This window comes from Oceaniglobus trochenteri (genome assembly GCF_020529025.1).
In the GTDB taxonomy this organism is placed as follows: Bacteria; Pseudomonadota; Alphaproteobacteria; order Rhodobacterales; family Rhodobacteraceae; genus Oceaniglobus; species Oceaniglobus trochenteri.
The window spans coordinates 350195-370770 of record NZ_JACNMM010000003.1 but is presented as its reverse complement, the minus strand read 5'-3'; the positions used below and the strand labels follow the sequence as shown (position 1 = coordinate 370770).

At 64.6% G+C, this 20576-nt stretch carries 18 protein-coding genes and 1 tRNA gene; 3 read left to right on the top strand and 16 right to left on the bottom strand.

Annotated elements, in window-relative coordinates; genetic code table 11:
* Positions 1-133 precede the first annotated feature (133 nt).
* Positions 134-1003 (top strand): branched-chain amino acid aminotransferase, encoded by an 870-nt coding sequence (locus H7828_RS06060; RefSeq protein WP_226780109.1) that lies wholly within the window; start codon positions 134-136, stop codon positions 1001-1003.
* 3 nt (positions 1004-1006) lie between these two features.
* Here H7828_RS06060 and H7828_RS06055 read toward each other — a convergent pair whose 3' ends face one another.
* The 12 genes from H7828_RS06055 to H7828_RS06000 all read right to left on the bottom strand — a co-directional run bounded on the left by H7828_RS06055 (position 1007) and on the right by H7828_RS06000 (position 14500).
* On the bottom strand, positions 1007-1195 hold the full coding sequence (locus tag H7828_RS06055; RefSeq protein WP_226780108.1) for a hypothetical protein: 189 nt from the start codon (positions 1193-1195) through the stop codon (positions 1007-1009).
* A 60-nt stretch (positions 1196-1255) separates the two neighbouring features.
* A complete protein-coding gene (locus H7828_RS06050; protein ID WP_226780107.1) occupies positions 1256-2182 on the bottom strand; it encodes a DMT family transporter in 927 nt (308 codons plus the stop codon).
* 63 nt (positions 2183-2245) lie between these two features.
* Positions 2246-3253, bottom strand: coding sequence for an App1 family protein phosphatidate phosphatase (locus H7828_RS06045; protein ID WP_226780106.1), 1008 nt, complete (start codon positions 3251-3253; stop codon positions 2246-2248).
* Positions 3254-3263: 10 nt separating this feature from the next.
* Positions 3264-4361: a tRNA epoxyqueuosine(34) reductase QueG gene (gene queG, locus H7828_RS06040; protein WP_425354936.1), complete on the bottom strand. Its 1098-nt coding sequence runs from the start codon at positions 4359-4361 to the stop codon at positions 3264-3266.
* Between the two features lie 69 nt (positions 4362-4430).
* Positions 4431-5096, bottom strand: coding sequence for an FtsZ-binding protein FzlA (fzlA, locus tag H7828_RS06035; RefSeq protein WP_226780104.1), 666 nt, complete (start codon positions 5094-5096; stop codon positions 4431-4433).
* Between the two features lie 111 nt (positions 5097-5207).
* Positions 5208-5639, bottom strand: coding sequence for a GNAT family N-acetyltransferase (locus H7828_RS06030; RefSeq protein ID WP_226780103.1), 432 nt, complete (start codon positions 5637-5639; stop codon positions 5208-5210).
* Between the two features lie 151 nt (positions 5640-5790).
* Positions 5791-6525, bottom strand: coding sequence for a monofunctional biosynthetic peptidoglycan transglycosylase (gene mtgA, locus H7828_RS06025; protein ID WP_226780102.1), 735 nt, complete (start codon positions 6523-6525; stop codon positions 5791-5793).
* A 32-nt stretch (positions 6526-6557) separates the two neighbouring features.
* Positions 6558-7478 (bottom strand): Hint domain-containing protein, encoded by a 921-nt coding sequence (locus tag H7828_RS06020; RefSeq protein ID WP_226780101.1) that lies wholly within the window; start codon positions 7476-7478, stop codon positions 6558-6560.
* A 119-nt stretch (positions 7479-7597) separates the two neighbouring features.
* Complete coding sequence (gene gltB / locus H7828_RS06015; RefSeq protein WP_226780100.1) at positions 7598-12124, bottom strand: glutamate synthase large subunit; 4527 nt, start codon at positions 12122-12124, stop codon at positions 7598-7600.
* 33 nt (positions 12125-12157) lie between these two features.
* Entirely contained in the window at positions 12158-12592 is a 435-nt protein-coding gene (locus tag H7828_RS06010) for a GFA family protein (protein WP_226780099.1), read from the bottom strand.
* Positions 12589-13029 (bottom strand): GFA family protein, encoded by a 441-nt coding sequence (locus tag H7828_RS06005; protein WP_226780098.1) that lies wholly within the window; start codon positions 13027-13029, stop codon positions 12589-12591. The genes H7828_RS06010 and H7828_RS06005 overlap by 4 nt, the downstream gene beginning before the upstream one ends.
* A 37-nt stretch (positions 13030-13066) precedes the next feature.
* A complete protein-coding gene (locus H7828_RS06000) occupies positions 13067-14500 on the bottom strand; it encodes an NAD(P)-dependent oxidoreductase (RefSeq protein ID WP_226780097.1) in 1434 nt (477 codons plus the stop codon).
* 218 nt (positions 14501-14718) lie between these two features.
* Here H7828_RS06000 and H7828_RS05995 point away from each other — a divergent pair, with 218 nt between their 5' ends.
* On the top strand, positions 14719-15534 hold the full coding sequence (locus H7828_RS05995) for an undecaprenyl-diphosphate phosphatase (RefSeq protein WP_226780096.1): 816 nt from the start codon (positions 14719-14721) through the stop codon (positions 15532-15534).
* Here the strand turns inward: H7828_RS05995 and H7828_RS05990 are convergent.
* On the bottom strand, positions 15525-16514 hold the full coding sequence (locus H7828_RS05990) for a complex I NDUFA9 subunit family protein (protein ID WP_226780095.1): 990 nt from the start codon (positions 16512-16514) through the stop codon (positions 15525-15527). The genes H7828_RS05995 and H7828_RS05990 overlap by 10 nt on opposite strands.
* 185 nt (positions 16515-16699) lie before the next feature.
* Between H7828_RS05990 and H7828_RS05985 the strand changes: the two genes are divergently transcribed.
* A tRNA-Leu gene (locus H7828_RS05985) sits at positions 16700-16785 on the top strand.
* Between the two features lie 246 nt (positions 16786-17031).
* On the opposite strand, the gene H7828_RS05980 is transcribed toward H7828_RS05985, so the two are convergent.
* Genes H7828_RS05980 through flgK form a run of 3 tightly spaced genes read right to left on the bottom strand, consistent with a single transcriptional unit; the run spans position 17032 to position 20569 of the window.
* Complete coding sequence (locus H7828_RS05980; protein ID WP_226780094.1) at positions 17032-18135, bottom strand: flagellar basal body P-ring protein FlgI; 1104 nt, start codon at positions 18133-18135, stop codon at positions 17032-17034.
* Positions 18132-19136 carry a flagellin gene (locus H7828_RS05975; RefSeq protein WP_226780093.1) on the bottom strand — a complete coding sequence of 335 codons (1005 nt, stop codon included), beginning with the start codon at positions 19134-19136 and terminating at the stop codon, positions 18132-18134. The genes H7828_RS05980 and H7828_RS05975 overlap by 4 nt, the downstream gene beginning before the upstream one ends.
* Before the next feature lie 2 nt (positions 19137-19138).
* The gene (gene flgK, locus H7828_RS05970; RefSeq protein WP_226780092.1) at positions 19139-20569 is read right to left on the bottom strand and encodes a flagellar hook-associated protein FlgK; all 1431 of its coding nucleotides are present in this window, start codon (positions 20567-20569) and stop codon (positions 19139-19141) included.
* Between the last annotated feature and the right edge of the window lie 7 nt (positions 20570-20576).

Sequence of the window (20576 nt, the reverse complement as noted above, 5' to 3'; positions counted from 1 at the left end):
TTGTTGACATTCCAAGATCAAACTGTTAGCGATTCCGCGCATTCTGCGCAATTTTATATCCGTTTCGGACCTTTCTTGCGCAACTATCGAAAAACGCGCCATGATCCGGGCGCAAGCTACAGGAGCCGCGATTATGGCAGGCGCATATGATGACCGTGATGGAAAGATCTGGATGGACGGCGCCCTGGTGCCCTGGCGCGATGCCAACGTGCATCTTCTGACCCATGGGCTGCATTATGCCAGTTCGGTCTTCGAGGGTGAGCGTTGCTATGGCGGCAAGATCTTCGAAAGCCGCCGCCATTCCGAAAGGCTGCATTACTCGGCCCGCTGTCTCGATTTCGAAATCCCCTATACCGTGGACGAGATCGAGGCAGCAAAGGTGGCCGTCCTGGCCGCCAACGGGCTGACCGACGGTTATGTGCGCGCCGTCGCCTGGCGCGGCGCGGGCGAGGATATGGGCGTCGCCTCCAAGCGCAACCCCGTGCGCCTGGCCATCGCCGCCTGGGAATGGGGCAACTACTACGGCGACGCCAAGATGAAGGGCGCCAAGCTCGACATTGCCAAGTGGAAGCGCCCCAGCCCCGAAACCGCCCCCAGCCACGCCAAGGCCGCCGGTCTTTACATGATCTGCACCATGGCCAAGCACGCCGCCGAGGCGAAGGGATGCAGCGACGCCATGATGTTCGATTACCGCGGCTATGTGGCCGAAGCGACGGGCGCCAACATCTTCTTCGTCAAGGACGGCGAGGTGCACACCCCCGACCCCGACTGCTTCCTGAACGGGATCACCCGGCAGACCGTGATCGGCATGCTGAAGGACCGCCAGATCAAGGTGCACGAACGCCACATCATGCCCGAGGAACTGGAAGGGTTCGAGCAATGCTGGCTGACCGGCACCGCCGCCGAAGTGACGCCCGTGGGCAAGATCGGCGATTACAACTTCGAAGTGGGCACCATCACCCGCGACATCGCGGAAGGGTATGAAAAGTTGGTGCGCAGCTGAACCCTAAAGCGCCTGCGCGCGGGCGACGCGGCCAAAGGCCGCAAACCTGCGCGCGGCATTGCGTTCGCGCGGAAGCCGGGCCAGCGCCCGATGCAGCACGGGCGCGCCATTCTGCCGGTCCAGCATGAGAAACCGGCGCAACTTCGACGCGCTGCGCCGGGGCTTCGGAAAATCCAGGACATGACGGGTCATCGCGGCCTCCCTCCTTGGAAACATAGGATTGTCCAACCCTATCACGAATTGCGCGTCACTTCACCCCTGTGGCGTCATCACCTTGCGGCCCTTGTTCCGCTCCAGCCCCAGTTTGCGTTCGCGCCAGATGATCAGCACCCCGGCCGAGATGATCAGGGCGACGCCGGCCAGCATGGTCAGGGTCGGCACCTCGGAAAAGATCCAGTAGCCGAACATCACCGACAGCAGCATCGAGGAATACTCGAAGGGCGCCACCACCGATACGTCGGCCAGCCGGTACGAGGTGGTAAGCAGGATCTGCCCCAGCCCCCCCAGAAGCCCGGCCAGAATGAGGATCGACAACACCCGCAAATCCGGCATGACCCAACCGAAAGGCAGGGTGGCAAGTGCCAGAACCGACGCGGTGACCGAAAACCAGAACACGATGGCGCTGGTCTGTTCCGTCGTCACCAGCTTGCGCACAAAGACCTGCGCCAGGGCCGCAAAGACCGCCGACATGAGGACCAGAACCGCGCCCAGCGCCTCACCCTCGCCCAGGGTGCCATCCTGAATGGCCGTCAGGCGCGGCGAAAGCACAATCAGAACGCCGGTCATCCCCAGCGCCACCGCCGTCAGGCGAAAGGCGCGCACCTGTTCGCCCAGGAACATCGCGGCAAAGATCACCACAAGCAACGGCGCGAGATACTGGATGGATTGCGCCTCGGCCAGCGGCAAATAGGCCAGCCCGGCAAAGCCCAGCCCCATGGCCATGGTTCCCACCAGCCCGCGCCAGACGTGGCCCATGGGCACGGCGGTGCGCAACCCGGTGCGCAATTCGTGCCGCATGGCCAGCCAGACCAGGATCACCGGAATCGCCAGAAGCGATCGGAAGAACACGGCCTGGCCCGGCGGCACCTCGTCGCTGACGCTCTTGATCATCGCCGACATGCAGACGAACAGGAAAACCGACCCCACCTTGAACAGGATGGCGCGAAATGGCGATTGCATGGGGTTCTCCTGCTGTAGATGCCCCATGGTTAGCGTACCCACCCCCGAGGGGACACCCCGAAATCAAAGGCCGATGCCGCCCCGCTCCAGCGCGTCGGCGGCCCCGGTGAAATCCGGGGCCGTGTGCACCACCACCCCCATCGCCCGGATGGCCGCGATCTGGCGGCGCTGTTCGTCGTTGGGGGCGCCGCGCGTTTCCCGCATGATCACCGCCGCGATCTGCCCCCCGGCCCTTTCGCAGACGGCGTGATAGATCTCGGCGTCGTGCTGGCCGGTATCCCCCAGCAGGATGAAGGGCAGGCCGGGGTTGGCGGCAAGGATGCGGTCGATGGCATCGCCCTTGTGGGCGCCGTGGCTTGGCGACAAAAAGTGGTTCTCGCCCACCCCCATGTCGCGCAGGAACATCGGCCCCGGCACCAGCCCCGCCCGCGAAAACACCTTGTTCAGGAAATAATGCAGGTTCCAGGGGCTGGAGCTGACATAAAAGACCGGGTTCTGCCCATGGGCGTGCAGGTGATCCATCAGGACCACGGCATCGGGAAACACCTTCCGCGTGCGGGCCGAGCCGGTGAAGGTGGTCCAGAGATTGCGGCGCAGGGTATGGGCACCGGTGCGCAGCATCGTGTCGTCGATGTCCGAGATCACGCCGATGCGCGCAGCCCGCGACGGCACCATCACGTCGAAGGGCGTGGCAGACTCGGGGTCGCCCTCGATGCACACTTCCACTTCGTGCCAGCCGGGGGTGTGGCCCTCGCGCGGGATCTCGAGCCAGACATAGCCCTCGCCGTCGCTCTGGCCCGTGACGCTGCCGGCGCGCACGTTCACGCCCGCCACCTCGTCGGTCAGGAACAGCGACACCATCTGGCGCAGGTTGGCCCATTTTCCCTGGTCGGGCAGCGGCGCATCCCGGCGCAGCGCGGTCAGGACACGGCCGCGCAGGATCAACCGGTCGGGGGTGGCAAAGCCGTGATAGCCGTCCAGCAACGGGCGCGCGCCTTCGCGCCGCATGGCCCTGTCGACCAGCCGCTCAAGCCCAACGGCCGCCTTGTGAAGTAAACTGCGCCCCAGCACCGTTTCCGTCCTATTCCCCTGTCAGCCGCATCACGGCCCACCGCGCGGCATCCGCCACCGTATCATCCTCATCCCCGACCAAACCGGACACCGCCGGCAGAAGGGCCGGATCGCCGGAATTGCCGATCGCATAGCAGACATTGCGCACAAACCTGTCCCGCCCGATCCTTTTCACCGGGCTGCCGGAAAACAATGCGCGAAATGCCGCATCGTCCAGGGCCGCCAGTTCGGCCAGCCGCGGCGCCTCCAGCGCACCGTCGCCATGGTATCGCATATCCGATGCCGCAACCGCAAACTTGTTCCACGGGCAGACGGCAAGACAATCGTCGCAGCCATAGATCCGGTTGCCCATCAGGGCCCGAAGCTCCTCGTCCACCGGCCCGGCATGTTCGATCGTGAGATAGGAAATGCAGCGCCGCGCATCCAGCTGGAAGGGCGCGGGAAAGGCGGCCGTCGGGCAGATGTCAAGGCAGGCGGTGCAACTGCCGCAATGCTCGGCCTCGGGCGGATCGACAGGCAGGTCCAGCGTGGTGAAGATCGCGCCCAGGAACACCCAGTTGCCGAAATCCCGGCTCAGCAGGTTGGTGTGCTTGCCCTGCCAACCCAGGCCGGCGGCCTGCGCCAGGGGCTTTTCCATCACCGGCGCGGTATCGACGAAAACCTTCACCTCGGGGCGCGGGCCGGCATCCAGCGCCACCCATTTCCCCGTCTGCCGGCTGCGATAGCCGCCCTTCTCCACCGCCTCGATCAGCCATCGCGCCACGCGCTTCAGCCGCTTCTTCACGATGTCATGGTAATCGCGCCCCTGGGCATAGACCGACACCGCGCCCCTGTCGCGCTGCTTCAGCACCGCCAGAGGATCGTGCAGCGGGGCATAGCTTTCGGCCAGCATCACCACCGACCGCGCCGCCGGCCAGAGCGCTGCGGCATCGCCGCGCCATCCCATCCGCTCGCCCATCCAGGTCATCTGCCCGTGCCGCCCTTCGGCCACGAAGGTCTCCAGCCGCGCCGCCAGATCCGGCAGCGCATCGGGGCGGCAGACCCCCACCGACACGAAGCCATCGGCCAGCGCCTCGGCCACGAGGGCGCGCTTCACCGCCTCAGACACCGGTGCCCCCATCTTTGGTCCGCAAATATCCTGGGGGTGTGGGGGCAAGGCCCCCACCGGGGTCGGGCGTCAAAAATCCAGGTCGGCATAATGGGGTGGCGGCAGGAAGCCGGAAATCTGGTCGGCCAGGATCGAACGGAAGGCCGGGCGCGATTTGATCTTCGCGTACCAGTCCTTCACGGCCTCGCTGCGGTTCCAGTCGACATCCGAGATATAGTCGAGACAGGACAGATGCGCAGCGGCGGCGAAATCGGCCAGGGTCATCGTGTCACCCGCCAGCCACCGGCGCTGTTCCAACAGCCAGGCCATGTAATCGAGGTGATACTTGATCGCCTTGGCGCCGGCCTTGATGTTGGTGCTGTCGGGGTATCCCAGGCCCATCACCTTCTTGTTCACCCGTTCGTACAGAAGCTTGCTGGTCACTTCCTTGTGAAACTTGTCGTCGAACCAGGCCACCAGGCGGCGCACCTCGTAACGGCCCTCGGAATCGGACGGCATGAGGGCCGGGTCGGGGTGCACCTCTTCCAGGTATTCGCAGATCGCCACGCTGTCGCTCAGGGTCAGGCTGCCCATCCGCAGCACCGGGACCTTGCCCGCCGGATTGCGGCGCAGGAAATCCGGGTCCTGCTCCCAGTAACGCTCTTCCACCAGTTCAACCTCGATCTTCTTCTCCGCAAGGCTCAGGCGGACCTTGCGGGAAAACGGTGACAAGGGAACGTGGAACAGGCGATTCATGGGGACAACCAATGTTATGGATCACCCTTCAATGCCGTGAACGCGGCGGCAATTCAACCGCTCAAACCCGACAACCCCTTCCGCGGCGCCACGCCGCCCGCCGCGCCACGCTCAAAGCGTACGGCGAAAGATCAGCTTGTCGATGCCCTTGCCGTAGTAGCCGATGATCCGCCCGTCCAGGGCATATCCCCGCCGGGCATAAAGCGCCCGTGCCGCCGCCGTCTCGGGGCCCGAGGCCGTTTCGATCAGCATCAGGCGTCCCGCGTCATCCCGCGCCGCCACCTCGCCATGGGCGATCAGCGCATCGCCCAGCCCCCCGCGCCGTGCCCGGCTGTGCACCGCGAGAAACAGCAGGTTGAAGACCCGGTCGGCCATGATGTCGGCGGCAAGGTATCCGGCCCCGGCAATGCCGGCGTCATCCCCGGCCACGAACCAGCGGTGATCGGGCCTCGCAAGGCGGCCGGCGATCCATCCGTCGAACATTTCTTCCACCAGGTGAACTTCGCCGGGTTCGAACAGGCCGCAATCGTTGAAAAGCAACATCAGGCCGGGTTTGTCGGCACCTGTGGCGGAGCGAATGCTTGGGATGCAGGACACAACGGCCCTCCTTTGGATTGGAAACGTGAAAAGTGCCGCCAAAGGCGGTTTTTCGTCACCAAATCCGATTTCAGTGTGACAGGGCGCAGCGCCCCTGTCACCCCTCGAAACAGGCAGCGCGTCCGTCGCGCGCGATGGTCGCAGCGCCGTCGCGGATCGACGAGGCGCGGCGGCGCACGAAATCGCTGGGTTTGCTGGCCGAGCGGGCCTTGGGGTTGGGCAGGATCGCGGCCAGCCGGGCCGCCTGAGTGGTGGTCAGCTTGCCGGGGGCGACGCGAAAGTAATGGTGGGCGGCGGCATCCACGCCAAAGACGCCCTCGTCGAACTCGGCGATGTTCAGGTAAACCTCAAGGATGCGACGCTTGGTCCAGATCGTTTCCATCACCGGGGTGATCGCCGCCTCAAGCGCCTTGCGGGTCCAGCTGCGCCCCTGCCACAGGAAGACGTTCTTCACCACCTGCTGAGAGATGGTCGAGGCCCCCCGCGCCCCGCCCTGCTCCAACGCCTGGCGGATCGCCGCCATGTCGAACCCCCAGTGGGTGCAGAAATTCGCATCCTCGGCCGCCACGGCCGACCGGGCCATGGCGGGCGCCACATCCTTCAGCGACACCCACTGGAAATCGACGGCGCCAAGGCGCGCCTTTTCCGACCGCATGTAGGGCGTGGTTTTCGGGTTGAAGACCGCGTGGAAGGACACCCAGATCAGCATCAGGGCAATCGCCAGAACCGTCAGGCGGAACACCCAGCGCAACAGCCACCGCCCGGGGCGAAACCGGCGGCGGGGTGTCTTGGGGGCGTCCTTGGCCTTTGGGGTTTTCCTAGCGCGTGCCACGGCGCACCATAGCCACGAGAGGGGTCAGGCGGTCAAGCCGCGCCTTGGTTCACCAGCACGGCTGCCTCGCTGCCACGCACCACAGGGCGGGCCATGCGCCAGGCGCCTTCCGCGCAAAGCCCGTCGAAATCGGGAAACAGCATGCGCAGTTCATCCATCATCGCGTCATCCTCGCCCAGAACCGTGTCGCCGGGGTGGAAGCTTTCGCAGGGGGCGTTCTCGGCAAAGAGGATTTCGTGCCGGTCGAACAGCAGGTGCAGATAGGTGACTTCGGCGCAGGGTGCGAAGGTGATGTCACGCCCGTTGACCAGATGTCTGGCGGCGGTCAGAACCTCGCCCGCGCCGAAATAGATCTCGGCCAAAGGCCCGCGCACAAGCATCCTGTGCTGCTGGCTGACCCGCAGTTCGCGGGTGTTGCCGATCGCGCCCGGCGCAAACCGCACAGGTGCGGCAGGCCCGATACCGCGCGTGGTGCTTTGCCCGACCCAGCGCACCGTCTGGATGCCGCTGTCGCGGGTTTTCACCTGTTCGCCGACGGCGATTCCTTCCACCGGGCGCATCCCGTTCGGTGTGCGCAACCGGGTGCCCGCCACAAAACAGGACGGCCCTAGGTTTGACATTTGAAGCGGGCCTTGCCCCGACACCGCCGTCGCGCCGACCACGGTGCCGTTCTGCAAGACCTGGCCGTCGGTGGGCGTGAAATATCGGCCGCCGTCCGCAGTATAGAACGTGATGCCGGTGTAGGTAACGTTGCCGGAACCAGTGGCGATTGTAACCGTATCACCGGGGTAGGAACGCACCACATCCGACCCGTTCACCGAATCGCTATTGAATCGATCGACATCGCCGTCGTTGTTGGCATCGGTCAGATCAAGGCGACTGAAGGTAACCGACGATCCGGTCGGCGGATTGGCCGGATCGAAGGTGAAGAACTGGTCGTTGAAGGTTGCCATGGTACTGCCTCTGACTGGTTTCTGTCGGTTTTCTTACCAACCTGTCAAAAACAAACCGTTAACTCTACCGATGCGTGTATCCTGCCCACGCGTGGGCAGGATTTCGCAAGCTCCCGGCGCTACTCTGCCGGGATCGCGGTTTCTTCCCGGCCGAGGGGCGCAGGCAGATGGGCCAGCATTTCCTTCGGGCAGACCTGCAGGAAGTGACGCCGGGTGTCCGACCAGTTCTGCAGGATCCCCGCCGCGCGGCGGCTGCCGGTTTCGTCAAGGTGGCGCTGGATCAGGCCCCGCAGCTGGTCTTCCCAGTGATCGACCTGCACCGGGCAGGTGACCAGGGTTTCACCATTGATCAGCGTCGCGGCGCGGCCCTCGGGATCATAGAGATAGGCCATGCCACCGGTCATCCCGGCGCCGAAGTTCGCGCCGATCTCGCCCAGGATCACGGCCACGCCGCCGGTCATGTATTCGCAACCGTTCGATCCGCAGCCCTCGATCACCACCTTCGCACCAGAGTTGCGCACGGCGAACCGTTCGCCCGCCCGACCTGCGGCGAAAAGGTAACCGTCGGTCGCCCCGTAAAGCACGGTATTGCCGATGATCGTGTTGTCGGCCGCCGTCAGCGGCGAGGCCATGGGCGGACGCACCACGATGGTGCCCCCCGACAGCCCCTTGCCGACGTAGTCGTTGGCATCGCCCGACACCTCGATCTTCAGCCCCGGCGCGGCGAAGGCGCCCAGGGATTGCCCCGCCGATCCGGTCAGTTTCACCGTCAGGTGGTCGGGTTGCAGGTTGTTGCGCATCCCGAAGCGGCGCACGATATGGCTTGAGGTGCGGGTGCCGACCGTGCGGTGGGTGTTCTGCACCGCATAGGACAGCTGCATCTTCTCGCCTTCGTCCAGGAACCGGGCGGCATCCTTGACGATCTCGGCATCCAGCGTGTCGGGTACGGCGTTACGCTCCTTGTTGCGGTCATAGACGATGGACTGGGCACCATCGACGGTGATCAGCAGCGGGTTGAGGTCAAGGTCGTCCAGATGCGCCGAGCCGCGCGACACCTGGCTCAGCAGGTCCGCCCGCCCGATCACCTCGTCCAGCGACCGCGCACCGATGCTGGCCAGGATTTCGCGCACTTCCTGGGCGTAGAAGGTGATGAGGTTCACCACCTTGTCCGCCGTGCCCGTGAACTTTTCACGCAGCTTGTCGTCCTGGGTGCAGACGCCGACGGGGCAGGTGTTGCTTTGGCACTGGCGCACCATGATGCAGCCCATGGCGATCAGGGCGGCGGTGCCGATGCCGTATTCCTCGGCCCCCATCATCGCCGCCATGACGATGTCGCGACCGGTGCGCAGCCCGCCATCGGTGCGCAGGGTCACCCGTCCGCGCAGGTTGTTCATCGCCAGAACCTGATGCGCCTCGGTCAGGCCCATTTCCCAGGGCAGGCCGGCATATTTGATGCTGGTCGCCGGGCTGGCGCCGGTGCCGCCGTTGTGCCCGGAAATCAGGATGATATCGGCCTTGGCCTTGGCTACCCCGGCCGCGATGGTGCCGACCCCCGAGGATGCCACCAGCTTTACCGTCACCTTGCAGCGCGGGTTGATCTGTTTCAGGTCATAGATAAGCTGCGCCAGATCCTCGATCGAATAGATGTCGTGGTGGGGCGGCGGCGAAATCAGCGTGACGCCCGGGGTGGAATGGCGCAGCCGCGCGATCAGCTTGGTCACCTTCATGCCCGGCAGTTGCCCGCCCTCGCCGGGCTTGGCGCCCTGGGCCACCTTGATTTCCAGTTCCTCGCACTGGTTCAGGTATTCGGCGGTGACGCCGAAGCGCCCCGATGCCACCTGCTTGATCTTGGCGCTGGGGTTGTCGCCGTTGCTTTCGGGGACGAAATGCGCCGGGTCTTCGCCGCCTTCGCCGCTGTCGGACTTGGCGCCGATCCGGTTCATCGCCACGTTCAGCGTCTTGTGCGCCTCGGGCGACAGGGCGCCCAGCGACATGCCCGGCGTGACGAACCGCTTGCGGATGGCGGTGATGCTTTCCACCTCTTCCAGCGGAATCGCATTGCCCAGCGGCTTGATGTCCAGCAGATCGCGCAGGTGGATGGGGGGGTTGGCCCGCATCTTGGCCGAATACTGCTTCCACATCTGATACGACGCGCGGTCGCAGGCCGATTGCAGCATGTGCATGCTGGTGGCCTCCCAGGCGTGGGTTTCACCCGAACGGCGGGCCTTGTAGAAACCGCCGATGGGCAGGACATCGCTGCGCCAGGCCTGGGCGTGCACCTCTTCGGCCTTGATCTGGATGCCCGACACGCCGATGCCGGAAATCCGGCTGTGCATCCCGGGGAAATATTCGGCGCACATGGCGCGGCTCAGGCCCACCGCCTCGTAGTTCAGACCACCGCGATAGGACGAGACCACCGAGATGCCCATCTTCGACATGATCTTCAGAAGGCCCTGGTCGATGGCACTGCGATAGCGCGCCACGGCATCGCCAAGGTTGCCGTCCAGCAGGCCGCGTTCGATGCGGTCGGCAATCGAATCCTGTGCCAGGTAGGGGTTTACCGTGGTCGCGCCACAGCCGATCAGAACCGCGAAGTAATGCGGATCGATGCATTCACCGCTGCGCACGTTCAGCGAACAGAAGGTGCGCAGGCCCTTGCGGGTCAGCCAGGAATGTACGGCGCTGGTGGCCAGGATCATCGGCATCGCCACACGTTCGGCGCCCGATCCCTGATCGCTGAGCACCAGGTGCCCCGAGCCCGAGCGCACGGCATCCTCGGCCTCGGCGCGGATGCGGGTCAGACCGTCCGACAGCGCCCCGGCGCCCGGTGCGAAGGTGCAGTCGATCACCGTGACCTTGCTGTCGAAATGACGGGTCAGTTCATCGAACTCGGCATTGGCCAGGAAGGGGCTTTCCAGCACGATGATCTCGGTCTGGCTGCCGTCCTCGTCCAGCACGTTCTTGAGGTTGCCGAAGCGTGTCTTCAGGCTCATCACCCGGTGTTCGCGCAGGCTGTCGATGGGCGGGTTCGTCACCTGGCTGAAGTTCTGGCGAAAGAAATGGCTGAGCGGGCGGTATTTCTGCGACAGGACCGCGCTGGGGGTATCGTCGCCCATCGAGGCGATGCTTTCCTTGCCATCCTCGGCCATGGGGGCGAGGATCTGCTCAAGCTCTTCGATGGTGTAACCGGCAGCCCCCTGGCGGCGGCGCAGCTCGGTGCCGCTGAAGATTGCCGTTTCGGGCAGGGCCGTCAGCGTCGAATCCAGCTCCTTGATCTTGCCGACCCATTCCTGGAAGGGCAGCGCCGCGGCCAGCTTGTCCTTCATGTCGCGGTCATGGAACAGGACACCCTTCTGCATGTCCACGGCCAGCATCTGACCGGGGCCAAGCGCCCCCTTTTCGACGACGCGGCCCTCTTCGACCGGCACCATGCCCGCTTCCGAGCCGGCGATCACCAGGCCGTCGCCCGTCACGACATAGCGCATGGGCCGCAGACCGTTGCGGTCAAGCCCGGCGCACACCCAGCGCCCGTCGGTCATGGCCAGGGCGGCGGGGCCGTCCCAGGGCTCCATCACGCTGTTGCAATAGGAATACATGTCGCGCCAGGCCTGGGGCAGATCCTCGGCCTGCTTGGACCAGCTTTCAGGCACCATCAGCGTTTTCGCCATGGGCGCCGACCGGCCCGAACGCACGAGAACCTCGAAAACCGCATCCAGGGCGGCCGAATCCGACGACCCCAGCGCGACGATCGGCTTGATGTCTTCGGCCATGTCGCCAAAGGTGCTGCTGGCCATCCGAATTTCGTGGCTTTTCAACCAGTTGAGGTTGCCCTTCAACGTGTTGATCTCGCCGTTGTGGGCCAGCATGCGGAAGGGCTGGGCCAGCCACCACTGCGGGAAGGTATTGGTGGAGTAGCGCTGGTGATAGATGGCGAAGGCGCTTTCAAAGCGTTCGTCCTGCAGGTCGGGATAGAAATTCGCCACGTCCTGGGCCAGCATCATGCCCTTGTAGATGATCGACCGGCACGACAGCGAAGCGATGTAAAGCTGTCCCACCCCGGCCGCCGTCGCCGCCTTTTCGATCCGGCGGCGAATGACGTAAAGTTCCCGCTCGAAGGTCTCTTCGTCCACGCCCTTGACGTTGGAAATCAGGATCTGTTCGATCTCGGGGCGGGTGGCATTGGCCTTTTCGCCCAGAACGTCGATGTTCACGGGCACATGGCGCCAGCCGTAGATATAGTAGCCCATGCGCAGGACTTCGGTTTCCACGATGGTCCGGCAGGTTTCCTGCGCGCCGAAGTTGGTGCGCGGCAGAAAGACCTGGCCCACCGCGATCAGCTCATCCTCGCGCGGGACGTGGCCGGTGCGCTTGATCTGGTCGTAGAAGAACGGCACCGGAATCTGCACATGGATGCCCGCGCCATCGCCGGTGCGCCCGTCGGCATCCACCGCGCCGCGGTGCCAGATCGCCTTCAGCGCGGCGATCCCGCTGTCCACCACCTGGCGGCGGGGCTTGCCGTCGATGGACACCACAAGGCCCACGCCGCAGGACGAATGTTCGTCCTCGTCGCGGTAAAGGCCGTTCTCGGCCATCCAGGCGCGCTTTGCTTCCTCGGCGGCAACCCATTCGGCATCATACTTGGTCATGTCGTTCATCCTCTCCGAAACGGGCCGAAGCCATCATTCACTGTCCAGCGCGCCGAACTTCTCGACGCACTGCTGGCGGGTCAGCACGATGCGTGCCGGGCCGCCGTATTCAAAACTGTCGGGCTTGTGATCGATGAAGATCTCGTGGCTCATCTTGAAGCCGTCCGGCTCATCGAACAGACCCAGCGGAATGTCGAGCTTGCCCGACCATTCGCCCTGCATCGTCACCTTGTAATACAACCCCGATCCGCATTCGCGGCACCAGGCCCGTTCGGCCCAGGCCGAGGTCGCCCGCCGGGCGATATTCTCCGCACCCGCCCAGGTCACGCCGCCCTCGGGCACACTGACCTCAAGCAGGGCCGAGCCGGTCCAGCGGCGGCACATCCTGCAATGGCACACGCCGAAGGTATCCGGCACATCGGCGGCCCGAAACCGCACGGCACCGCAAAGGCAGGCGCCGGTCTTCATGTCGCGTCTCCGATCCCGAACTGCGCCAGAACCTCGGCCTCGGTCATCCGCTTGCGCTCACCGGCAAAGGCATAGCCTTCGGGCTTGTGATCGACATAGATTTCCTCGATCAGTTCCAACCCCTCCAGATCGTCCAGCGTGCCGGAATAAAGCGCCATGTTGCCCTGCGCCGGGCCGGGGGCCGTCAACCGCCAGAACAGGGATGAGCCGCAGGTGCCGCAAAACGCCCGTTCGGCCCAGTCCGAGGTGGCGTGAACCCTGAGCGCGGCATCGGATTGAAACACGATTCCACCGGGCGCAACCGACACGGCCAGGGCGATGCCCCCGGTATGGCGGCGGCACATGGAACAATGGCAGGCGTGAAGCCCCTCGGGCCGTTCGGCAAGCGTATAGCGCACCGCGCCGCACAGGCATCCGCCGGTAGATTTCTGCGTCATCCTGTTTCCCCTTTCCGGTCGGGCCGGTCGAAACCGGCTACTCTGCCGCGATCCGCGCCGCCCCGGTCACATATTCAAGCATCGCCTCGGCCGCCTCGCGCCCGTCGCGGATGGCCCAGACCACCAGCGACGCGCCACGCTGGATATCGCCGCAGGCATAGACGCCCTCGATGCTGGTCTCGTGCGTCTTGAAATCGGCGATCACGGTGCCCCAGCGGCTGACTTCCAGCCCCTCGACACCCCAGAGCTTGGGCAGATCCTCGGGCTCGAACCCCAGCGCCTTGATCACCAGGTCGGCCTCTTCGACATAGTCCGACCCTTCGATCAGTTCGGGCATCTGGCGTCCCGTCGCATCGGGATCGCCGAGGCGCATCCGCTGGGTCATCACGCCGGAAACGGTATCGCCGGCAAAGCCGTGCGGCGCGCTCAGCCAGACGAATTCCACGCCCTCTTCCTCGGCATTGGCAACCTCGCGCTGGCTGCCCGGCATGTTCGCCCTGTCACGGCGATAGAGACATTTGACCGATTCCGCCCCCTGGCGGATGGCGGTGCGCACGCAATCCATGGCCGTGTCGCCGCCGCCTATGACAACCACCTTCTTGCCGGTGGCATTCAGATCGCCATTGTCGAATTCCGGCACCTCGTCGCCAAAGCTCTTGCGGTTGCTGGCGGTCAGATAATCGATGGCCCGCACGATTCCCTTGGCGCCCGAACCGGGGCCGGTCAGTTCGCGCGATTTGTAGACACCGGTGGCGATCAGCACCGCGTCATGCCGGCCGCGGATCGCATCGAATGAGATGTCGACGCCCACATCGCAGTTCAGAACGAAGGTCACGCCGCCTTCTTCAAGCTGCGCAACCCGCTGCATGACGATGTCCTTCTCCAGCTTGAAGCCGGGAATGCCATAGGTCATCAAGCCGCCCGCGCGGTCATAGCGATCATAGACCGTCACCTGCACCCCGGCGCGCCGCAGCATGTCGGCGGCGGCCAGGCCGCCCGGCCCGGCGCCGATGATGCCCACGGATTCGCCACGCTCGCCCGCATTGGTGATGGGCTTGACCCACCCCTGTTCGAACGCCGTGTCGGTGAGGTATTTTTCAACCGACCCGATGGTGACGGTGCCATGCCCGGCCTGTTCGATGACACAGTTGCCTTCGCAAAGCCGGTCCTGCGGGCAGATCCGGCCACAGATTTCGGGAAAGGTGTTGGTGGCCTGGCTCAACTCATAGGCTTCCTGCAACCGCCCCTCGGCCGTCAGGCGCAGCCAGTCGGGGATGTTGTTGTGCAGGGGGCAATGGCTCTGGCAATAGGGCACGCCGCACTGGCTGCACCGCCCGGCCTGTTCGCCGGCCTTTTCACGGGCATATTCGCCGTAGATCTCGTTGAAATCCTGACGGCGCAGATCGGGCGCGCGCTTTTCGGGCATATCCCGCGCCACATCCACAAACTTGAGCATCACGTTCTTCGCCATCAGAAAGATCCCGGTCCATACATTCGTGCGCCTTCATAAAGGGGGCCGAAGGGAAATAAAAGTCACCTGTGCTGACCTATTTGCTGTTTTTTTCGCTTCCCGTCCCTGATACACATCATGGTCGCTCTATTTTAGGTAATCCTTACTGTCTCTTTTTTCGTTTCCCAAAATAAATTCAAAGCCTTATAGCTTGGGCACCTTTCAGTCGGGCAAGGCACATGACTCTTCTCCATCTTCTGCTGGTCGCAATCATCCAGGGCCTGACCGAGTTCTTGCCGGTCTCCTCCTCCGGCCACCTGATTCTTCTGCCCCATCTCACGGGGCTGGCCGATCAGGGCCAGACCATCGATGTCGCCGTTCATCTTGGCACGCTCGGGGCCGTGATCCTTTATTTCTGGCAGGATGTGCGCCTTGGCCTTCTGGGCCTGCCCCGCGCCCTGCGGGGCCGCATCGACACGCCGGGCGCCCGCCTTGCGTTAGGCCTGATCCTGGGGACGATTCCGGTGGTGATCGCCGGCCTGATCCTCAAGCTGACGGGTGTTGACGACATGCTTCGTTCGACCGCGGTGATCGGCTGGACCATGCTGATCTTCGGGCTGGTGCTGTACTGGACCGATCAGAAGGGCACGACCGCGAAAACCGCCGAGACCTGGACCATGCGCGATGCCATCGTCATGGGTCTGTGGCAGGCGGTTGCACTGATTCCCGGTACGTCCCGTTCAGGCATCACCGTTTCGGCGGCGCGGATGCTGGGCTATGGGCGCGAGGATGCCGCGCGCCTGGCCATGCTGATGTCGATTCCGACGATCCTGGCCTCGGGCCTTCTGCTGGGGGCCGAAGTGGTGGCCGACGCCAACTATGCCATCCTGGGCGGTGCGGCCATCGCCGCGATCTTCGCCTTCGGTTCGGCACTGCTGGCGCTGGCCCTGATGATGCGGCTCTTGCGCTCTGTCAGTTTCACGCCCTACGTGATCTACCGCGTGATCCTGGGCGTGATCCTCCTGGTAATCGCCTACAGCTATGATCAGGGCTGACGCAGGCGCAGGTTCTTGGCCGAACCTTTGATCGCAGCATACTGCCCCGAGGGGCGGAACCGCCACAGGTATTCGGGCAGCACGGCCTCGGTCGCGGTCGGGCGGATCCCCAGGTCATCGAAACCCTGCGCGCCTTCGGACACCACGTTGTCATGGCGCAGGTTGCGCACCTGGTCTGCCGTCACCGGCCCCGCGATCAACCCGCCCGAGATCTTGCCCAGAAGGTCGAAGGCCGACCCCATGATCCGGGCGATGGGAAACGGCACATTCACGACCAGACGCCGCCGCTGGATCGTCGCCAGCATCTCACCCATCAGCTCGCGGAAGCTGCGCACATCGGGTCCGCCAAGTTCATAGATGCCCCCCGGCGCCTTGCCGGTGGCGCCCAGCACCGCCGCCTTGGCCACATCATCGACATAGACAGGCTGAAACCGGGTCGCGGCGCCGATTACCGGCAGGACCGGGCCAAAGCGCGTCATCCCGGCAAAGCGGTTGAAGAATTCATCTTCGGCCCCGAAGATGATCGAGGGGCGCAGGATCATCGCTTCGGGCATATGTTCCAGAACCGCCGCTTCGCCTTCGGACTTGCTGCGCGCATAATCGCTGTCACTTGCGGCATCGGCACCAAGGGCCGACACATGCACCAGCCGCGCTACACCCTTTTCGGCGGCGATCCGGGCCACGCGCCCCGCGCCTTCGGCCTGAACCGCATCGAACCGCTGCTTGCCGCTTTCGGCCAGGATGCCCACGCAGTTCACCACGGCATCGGCGCCGTTCACCACGGCGCGAACGGACTCGTCATCGCGGATGTTGCAGAACACGGGTTCGACCTGGCCGACCACGCCATAGGGCCGCACGAAACCGGCAAGATTGGGATTGCGCACCGCGACGCGCACGCGCCATCCGGCCTTCGCCATCCGGCGCGCCACATACCGCCCGACAAAGCCCGAGCCGCCAAAGATCGTGACAAGGTTCGACATATCGTTGCCCCAAAGATTTTTCCGCACCAAGGTTTAAGCCCGCGCCCCCCATGGCACAAGGCGCAATCCGCCCCCTGTGGCACCACGCCCCGCGCGAAATGGGCACCGCCGGAAATATTCCGTCAAATCAGCCGCGAATCCCGTTGACACCCCCGAATCCCTCCCGTAAATCGCCACTCACGGTAGCCCAGGTGGCGGAATGGTAGACGCGCTAGCTTCAGGTGCTAGTACTGGCAACGGTGTGGAGGTTCGAGTCCTCTCCTGGGCACCACTTTCCCGAAGGAAAGTCATTTCTCGAAAACTGCAGTGATAGCATTGGGTTGGACCTTCGGTTGATGGCGACACATGCTGCCTTCGCGATGCCCTTCCGCGAACATTCCGGCATGACGGCCCTTTCAAAACCGCTTGCGTCGTACCATCCTCTAATCGCAGCGCCGCAGCGCCTATCCAGCGAAACTGCCGCAAAGGCAGAGGGCCCTCCGATTATGGGACCGACCGTTTCGGGGACACTGCTATGTCACCGGACGATGAATTCCGCGTGCAGGGCGCCAGCCGCCTTGATGCTCTTTAGGATGTCGATCATGTCGCGCGGCGATACGCCAAGGGCGTTCAGCCCCTGCACCACCTCGGAGAGAGACGCCCCTTCCGGCACTTCGGCCAGCCCGATTCCCGGCTCCTCGTCAATTCCGACCTTGCTGCGTGGCACGACGACGGTTTCCCCCTCTGCGAAGGGGTTCGGCTGAACCACTAGGGGGGCTTCTTCGATCCGGATCGTGACGTTGCCCTGGCTCACCGCCACGCGGCTGATGCGCACATCCTCGCCCATGACGATCGTGCCTGAACTTGGGTCGACAACCACCCGTGCGCGCCGCTGAGGCTCGATCGCGATACTCTCGATCCGCCCGATGGCATGGGCCGGAGACTGGAGCCGCGTCGCGCCGATGTCGATCACGACCGTGCCGGCGTCCAGCATCAGCGCGACATTGCGGCGAAGATCCCGGTTTATGGCCTGTTCGATACGGCCCGCGGTGGTGAAATCGGGCGTGCGCAGGGCCAGGCGGATGGATGTCATCTGGGTGAAATCGAACTCGATCTCGCGCTCGACCCGCCCGCCTGCCGGAATCACCCCCGAGGTGGGCACGCCCTGGGTCACGGTTGCGGCGTCACCCTCGGCCACGGTTCCGCCGGCAAGAACGGTCCCCTGGGCCACGGCGTATATCTGACCGTCGGCGGCATTCAGCGGCGTCATCACCAACGTTCCACCCATGAGACTGCCGGCATCGCCGATTGCTGAGACCGTGACGTCGATCTGGGCCCCGGCCCGTGAGAAGGGCGGCAAGGCAGCCGTCACCAGAACCGCCGCAACGTTCTTGGGTCGAAACTGCTCTCCGGTGACATTCACGCCCAGGCGTTCAAGGATGCTGGCCATGATGTCTTCGGTGAAGGGCGCGTTCCTGATGCCGTCACCGGTGCCATTCAGGCCGACGACAAGGCCGTATCCGACCAGATCGTTGCCTCGGACGCCGTCGAATTCGACAAGGTCCTTGATCCTGACCGATCCGGCCGCGGCCTGGGTTGTCAGGGCCAACAGGACGCAAAACAGCAGGCGCCACAGGGTCATCGCAGATACTCCGTCAGGCTGAGTCGGGACAGGCGCGCGGTGACCGTGTAGAAGGTTTCAAGTTGGGCCTGCACCGCCGTCAACCGACTGGCGGTTTCAAACGGATCGGCCGCGACAATATCGGCGCGCGCCAGATCCAGCGCGGATCGTTCGGCGCCGTTTCTGACCTGCGCGCGCTCCACCTTCGCTTCGGCTATCCCGATATCCGCCCGCAAGGCCGCAATTTCGGCCCCCGCCCCCATGAGATCAAGCCCGCTGGCGCGGATCAGCTTGCGCTGTTCGTCGATGTCACCGGCCAAAATGCCACGGTCAAGCAGGGCCGCCTTGGCGGTTGCAGCCAGCGCGGCACGCATCGCATCGGATTTCGCCGTTGCTCCGAATGCCACATTGTCATCGGCCGAAACGCGCAGGGGCGCCATGGCGTCGTTCGATCCGGAATAGCGGTTGCTTTCAAAGCCCGCGCCAGGGGCGAAATAGGCATCGACGATATCGGACACCGCCTTGGCATCGGCACCGGGCGGAATCGCGGCGGTGAGATCGGAGAGAACAAGCTCGGGGCGATCAAGCGGTTTGGAGTCGGTTGCATTGCCCGCGAAAAGACTGCGCCCGGCAATTCCGGCATTCATGGCGCTGGCAATGCTGAAGAATCGGCCCTCCGCATCCTTGGCGAAATTGTCGATCAGCGCGGGGTTCGCATTGTTCTCCATGTCGAAGGCCGCGCCTGACAACCCCTCCAGATGACCCGAAATCTGCCCAAGGGCCGTTTGCGCCGCGCCCAGAAACAGGGCCGTTTCGGATGTGACCGTCTGGTAGGCGGAAAGGTTGGACAACGAGCGTTCGATCAGGGCGATGGGCGCCAGATCTCCCGACAGGGCGCTGCCCAGGTCAGACTTCCGCCCCGATGAAAGCTCCTGGGCAAGCGTGTTGATTTCGCTGCGGATGCGAAGGTTCGAGGAGCGGTTCGCAAGGCTCATGGCCAGATCACCGATGGCATGCGGCATGGTCAAATCTCCAAAAGTCGACGCATCATGCTGTCGATCACCTGAATGACGCGGGCGTTGGCGCCGTAGGATTGCTCGATCATCAGCAGTTTCTGCATTTCCTGATCGCTATCGACGCCCGAGGTCAGCTCCTGTTCGCGCAGGGCGTCGGCCCGGCTTTGGGCAAAGACCTGCGATTGTTCAGCCTGGAACAATGCGCCGCCGGTTCGGGCCACAAGTTCCGATGCAAGCCCCGCCGCCGAGGTGGACAGCCCCAAGACCGTCGGGCGTGTTTCGCCCAGCGCATCCGCCAGAGATTGCAGCAGGCCGGATTCTCCGACAGGCCCGGGCACCATTGCGCCAAGACCATCGCGCAGGCGTGTGGCCGATCCGCCCTGGTCAGGGTCAACCAAGGCGTTCAGACGCAACCTTTGTGCCAGCCCCACCGCCGGGGTCGCCGACAGGGCAGCGCCATTCTCGGTGAACAACCCCGGATCGCCCGGCCCGCGCGTGGGGTCCAGGCCCGAACTTTCGAACCGTTCGATCAGGTCGCGGGCGAGATTGTCGAGATAGCCCTGGGCTTCGGGGGCAAGCTGATCGCGCAGGGCGAAGCTTGCCGCAAGCCGCCCACCGTCCATACGGCCACCGTGGGTGTTCATCTCGATCGGTTTGCCATCCAGGGTCAGGCCCGAAAGCTGGCCGGCCCCCAGGGTCATGTCAGGCGTCACGGCATTGGCCCGGGTGAACCCGAATTCGGCCGCCTGTCCATCGAGGATGATCTGCCCCCCCACCGTCATCAGGGCCACGGCATCGCGATCCCGGGGAATCGACCGGATCGGAACAACCTCGGAAATCCTGTCGATCAGCACCTGGCGCTGATCCTTCAGGGCGTTGGCATCTCCAGTGCCGGAATGCCGGGCAATACCGGCATTCAGATCGCGGATCTCGGCCAGGGTGGTGTTGAGCAGCCTGACGTCATCGGCAATCGCCTTGTCGGCGGCGCCACGCTCGGCCTGGAGGCCATCGCCGATGTCGTTGATCCGCGAGCTCAGATCGCGGGCCGCGGCAACGACGGATTGCAGGCGCACCTCGGAATCCGGGCGGCTTGCCGCTTCGACAAGGCGCCCCTCCAGCTGTGCCACCTGATCGCTCAGCGCGCCCGGATCGCCCGGCAGGCCCAGAAGAGACTGGACCCGGTCCAGGAACCCGGCACCCACGGCACTGCGCGCGGCTTCCGCGTCGGCCAGCCGTCGGTCCGACAGGACGGCCGCATTGACCGAACGGCTGATCCCGTCGATCTGCACCCCCCCGGAGGCGGCCGCGGATTGCGCGACCTCGCGCCGTCCGTATCCCGGGGTCAGCGCATTGGCGATGTTCGACGAAACCGTCTGCGCCGAACGCCCGACGGCGCCCAGCCCGCTCAGGGCGTTGTTCAGGGCCGCGCTCATGCTCATCTGTCGT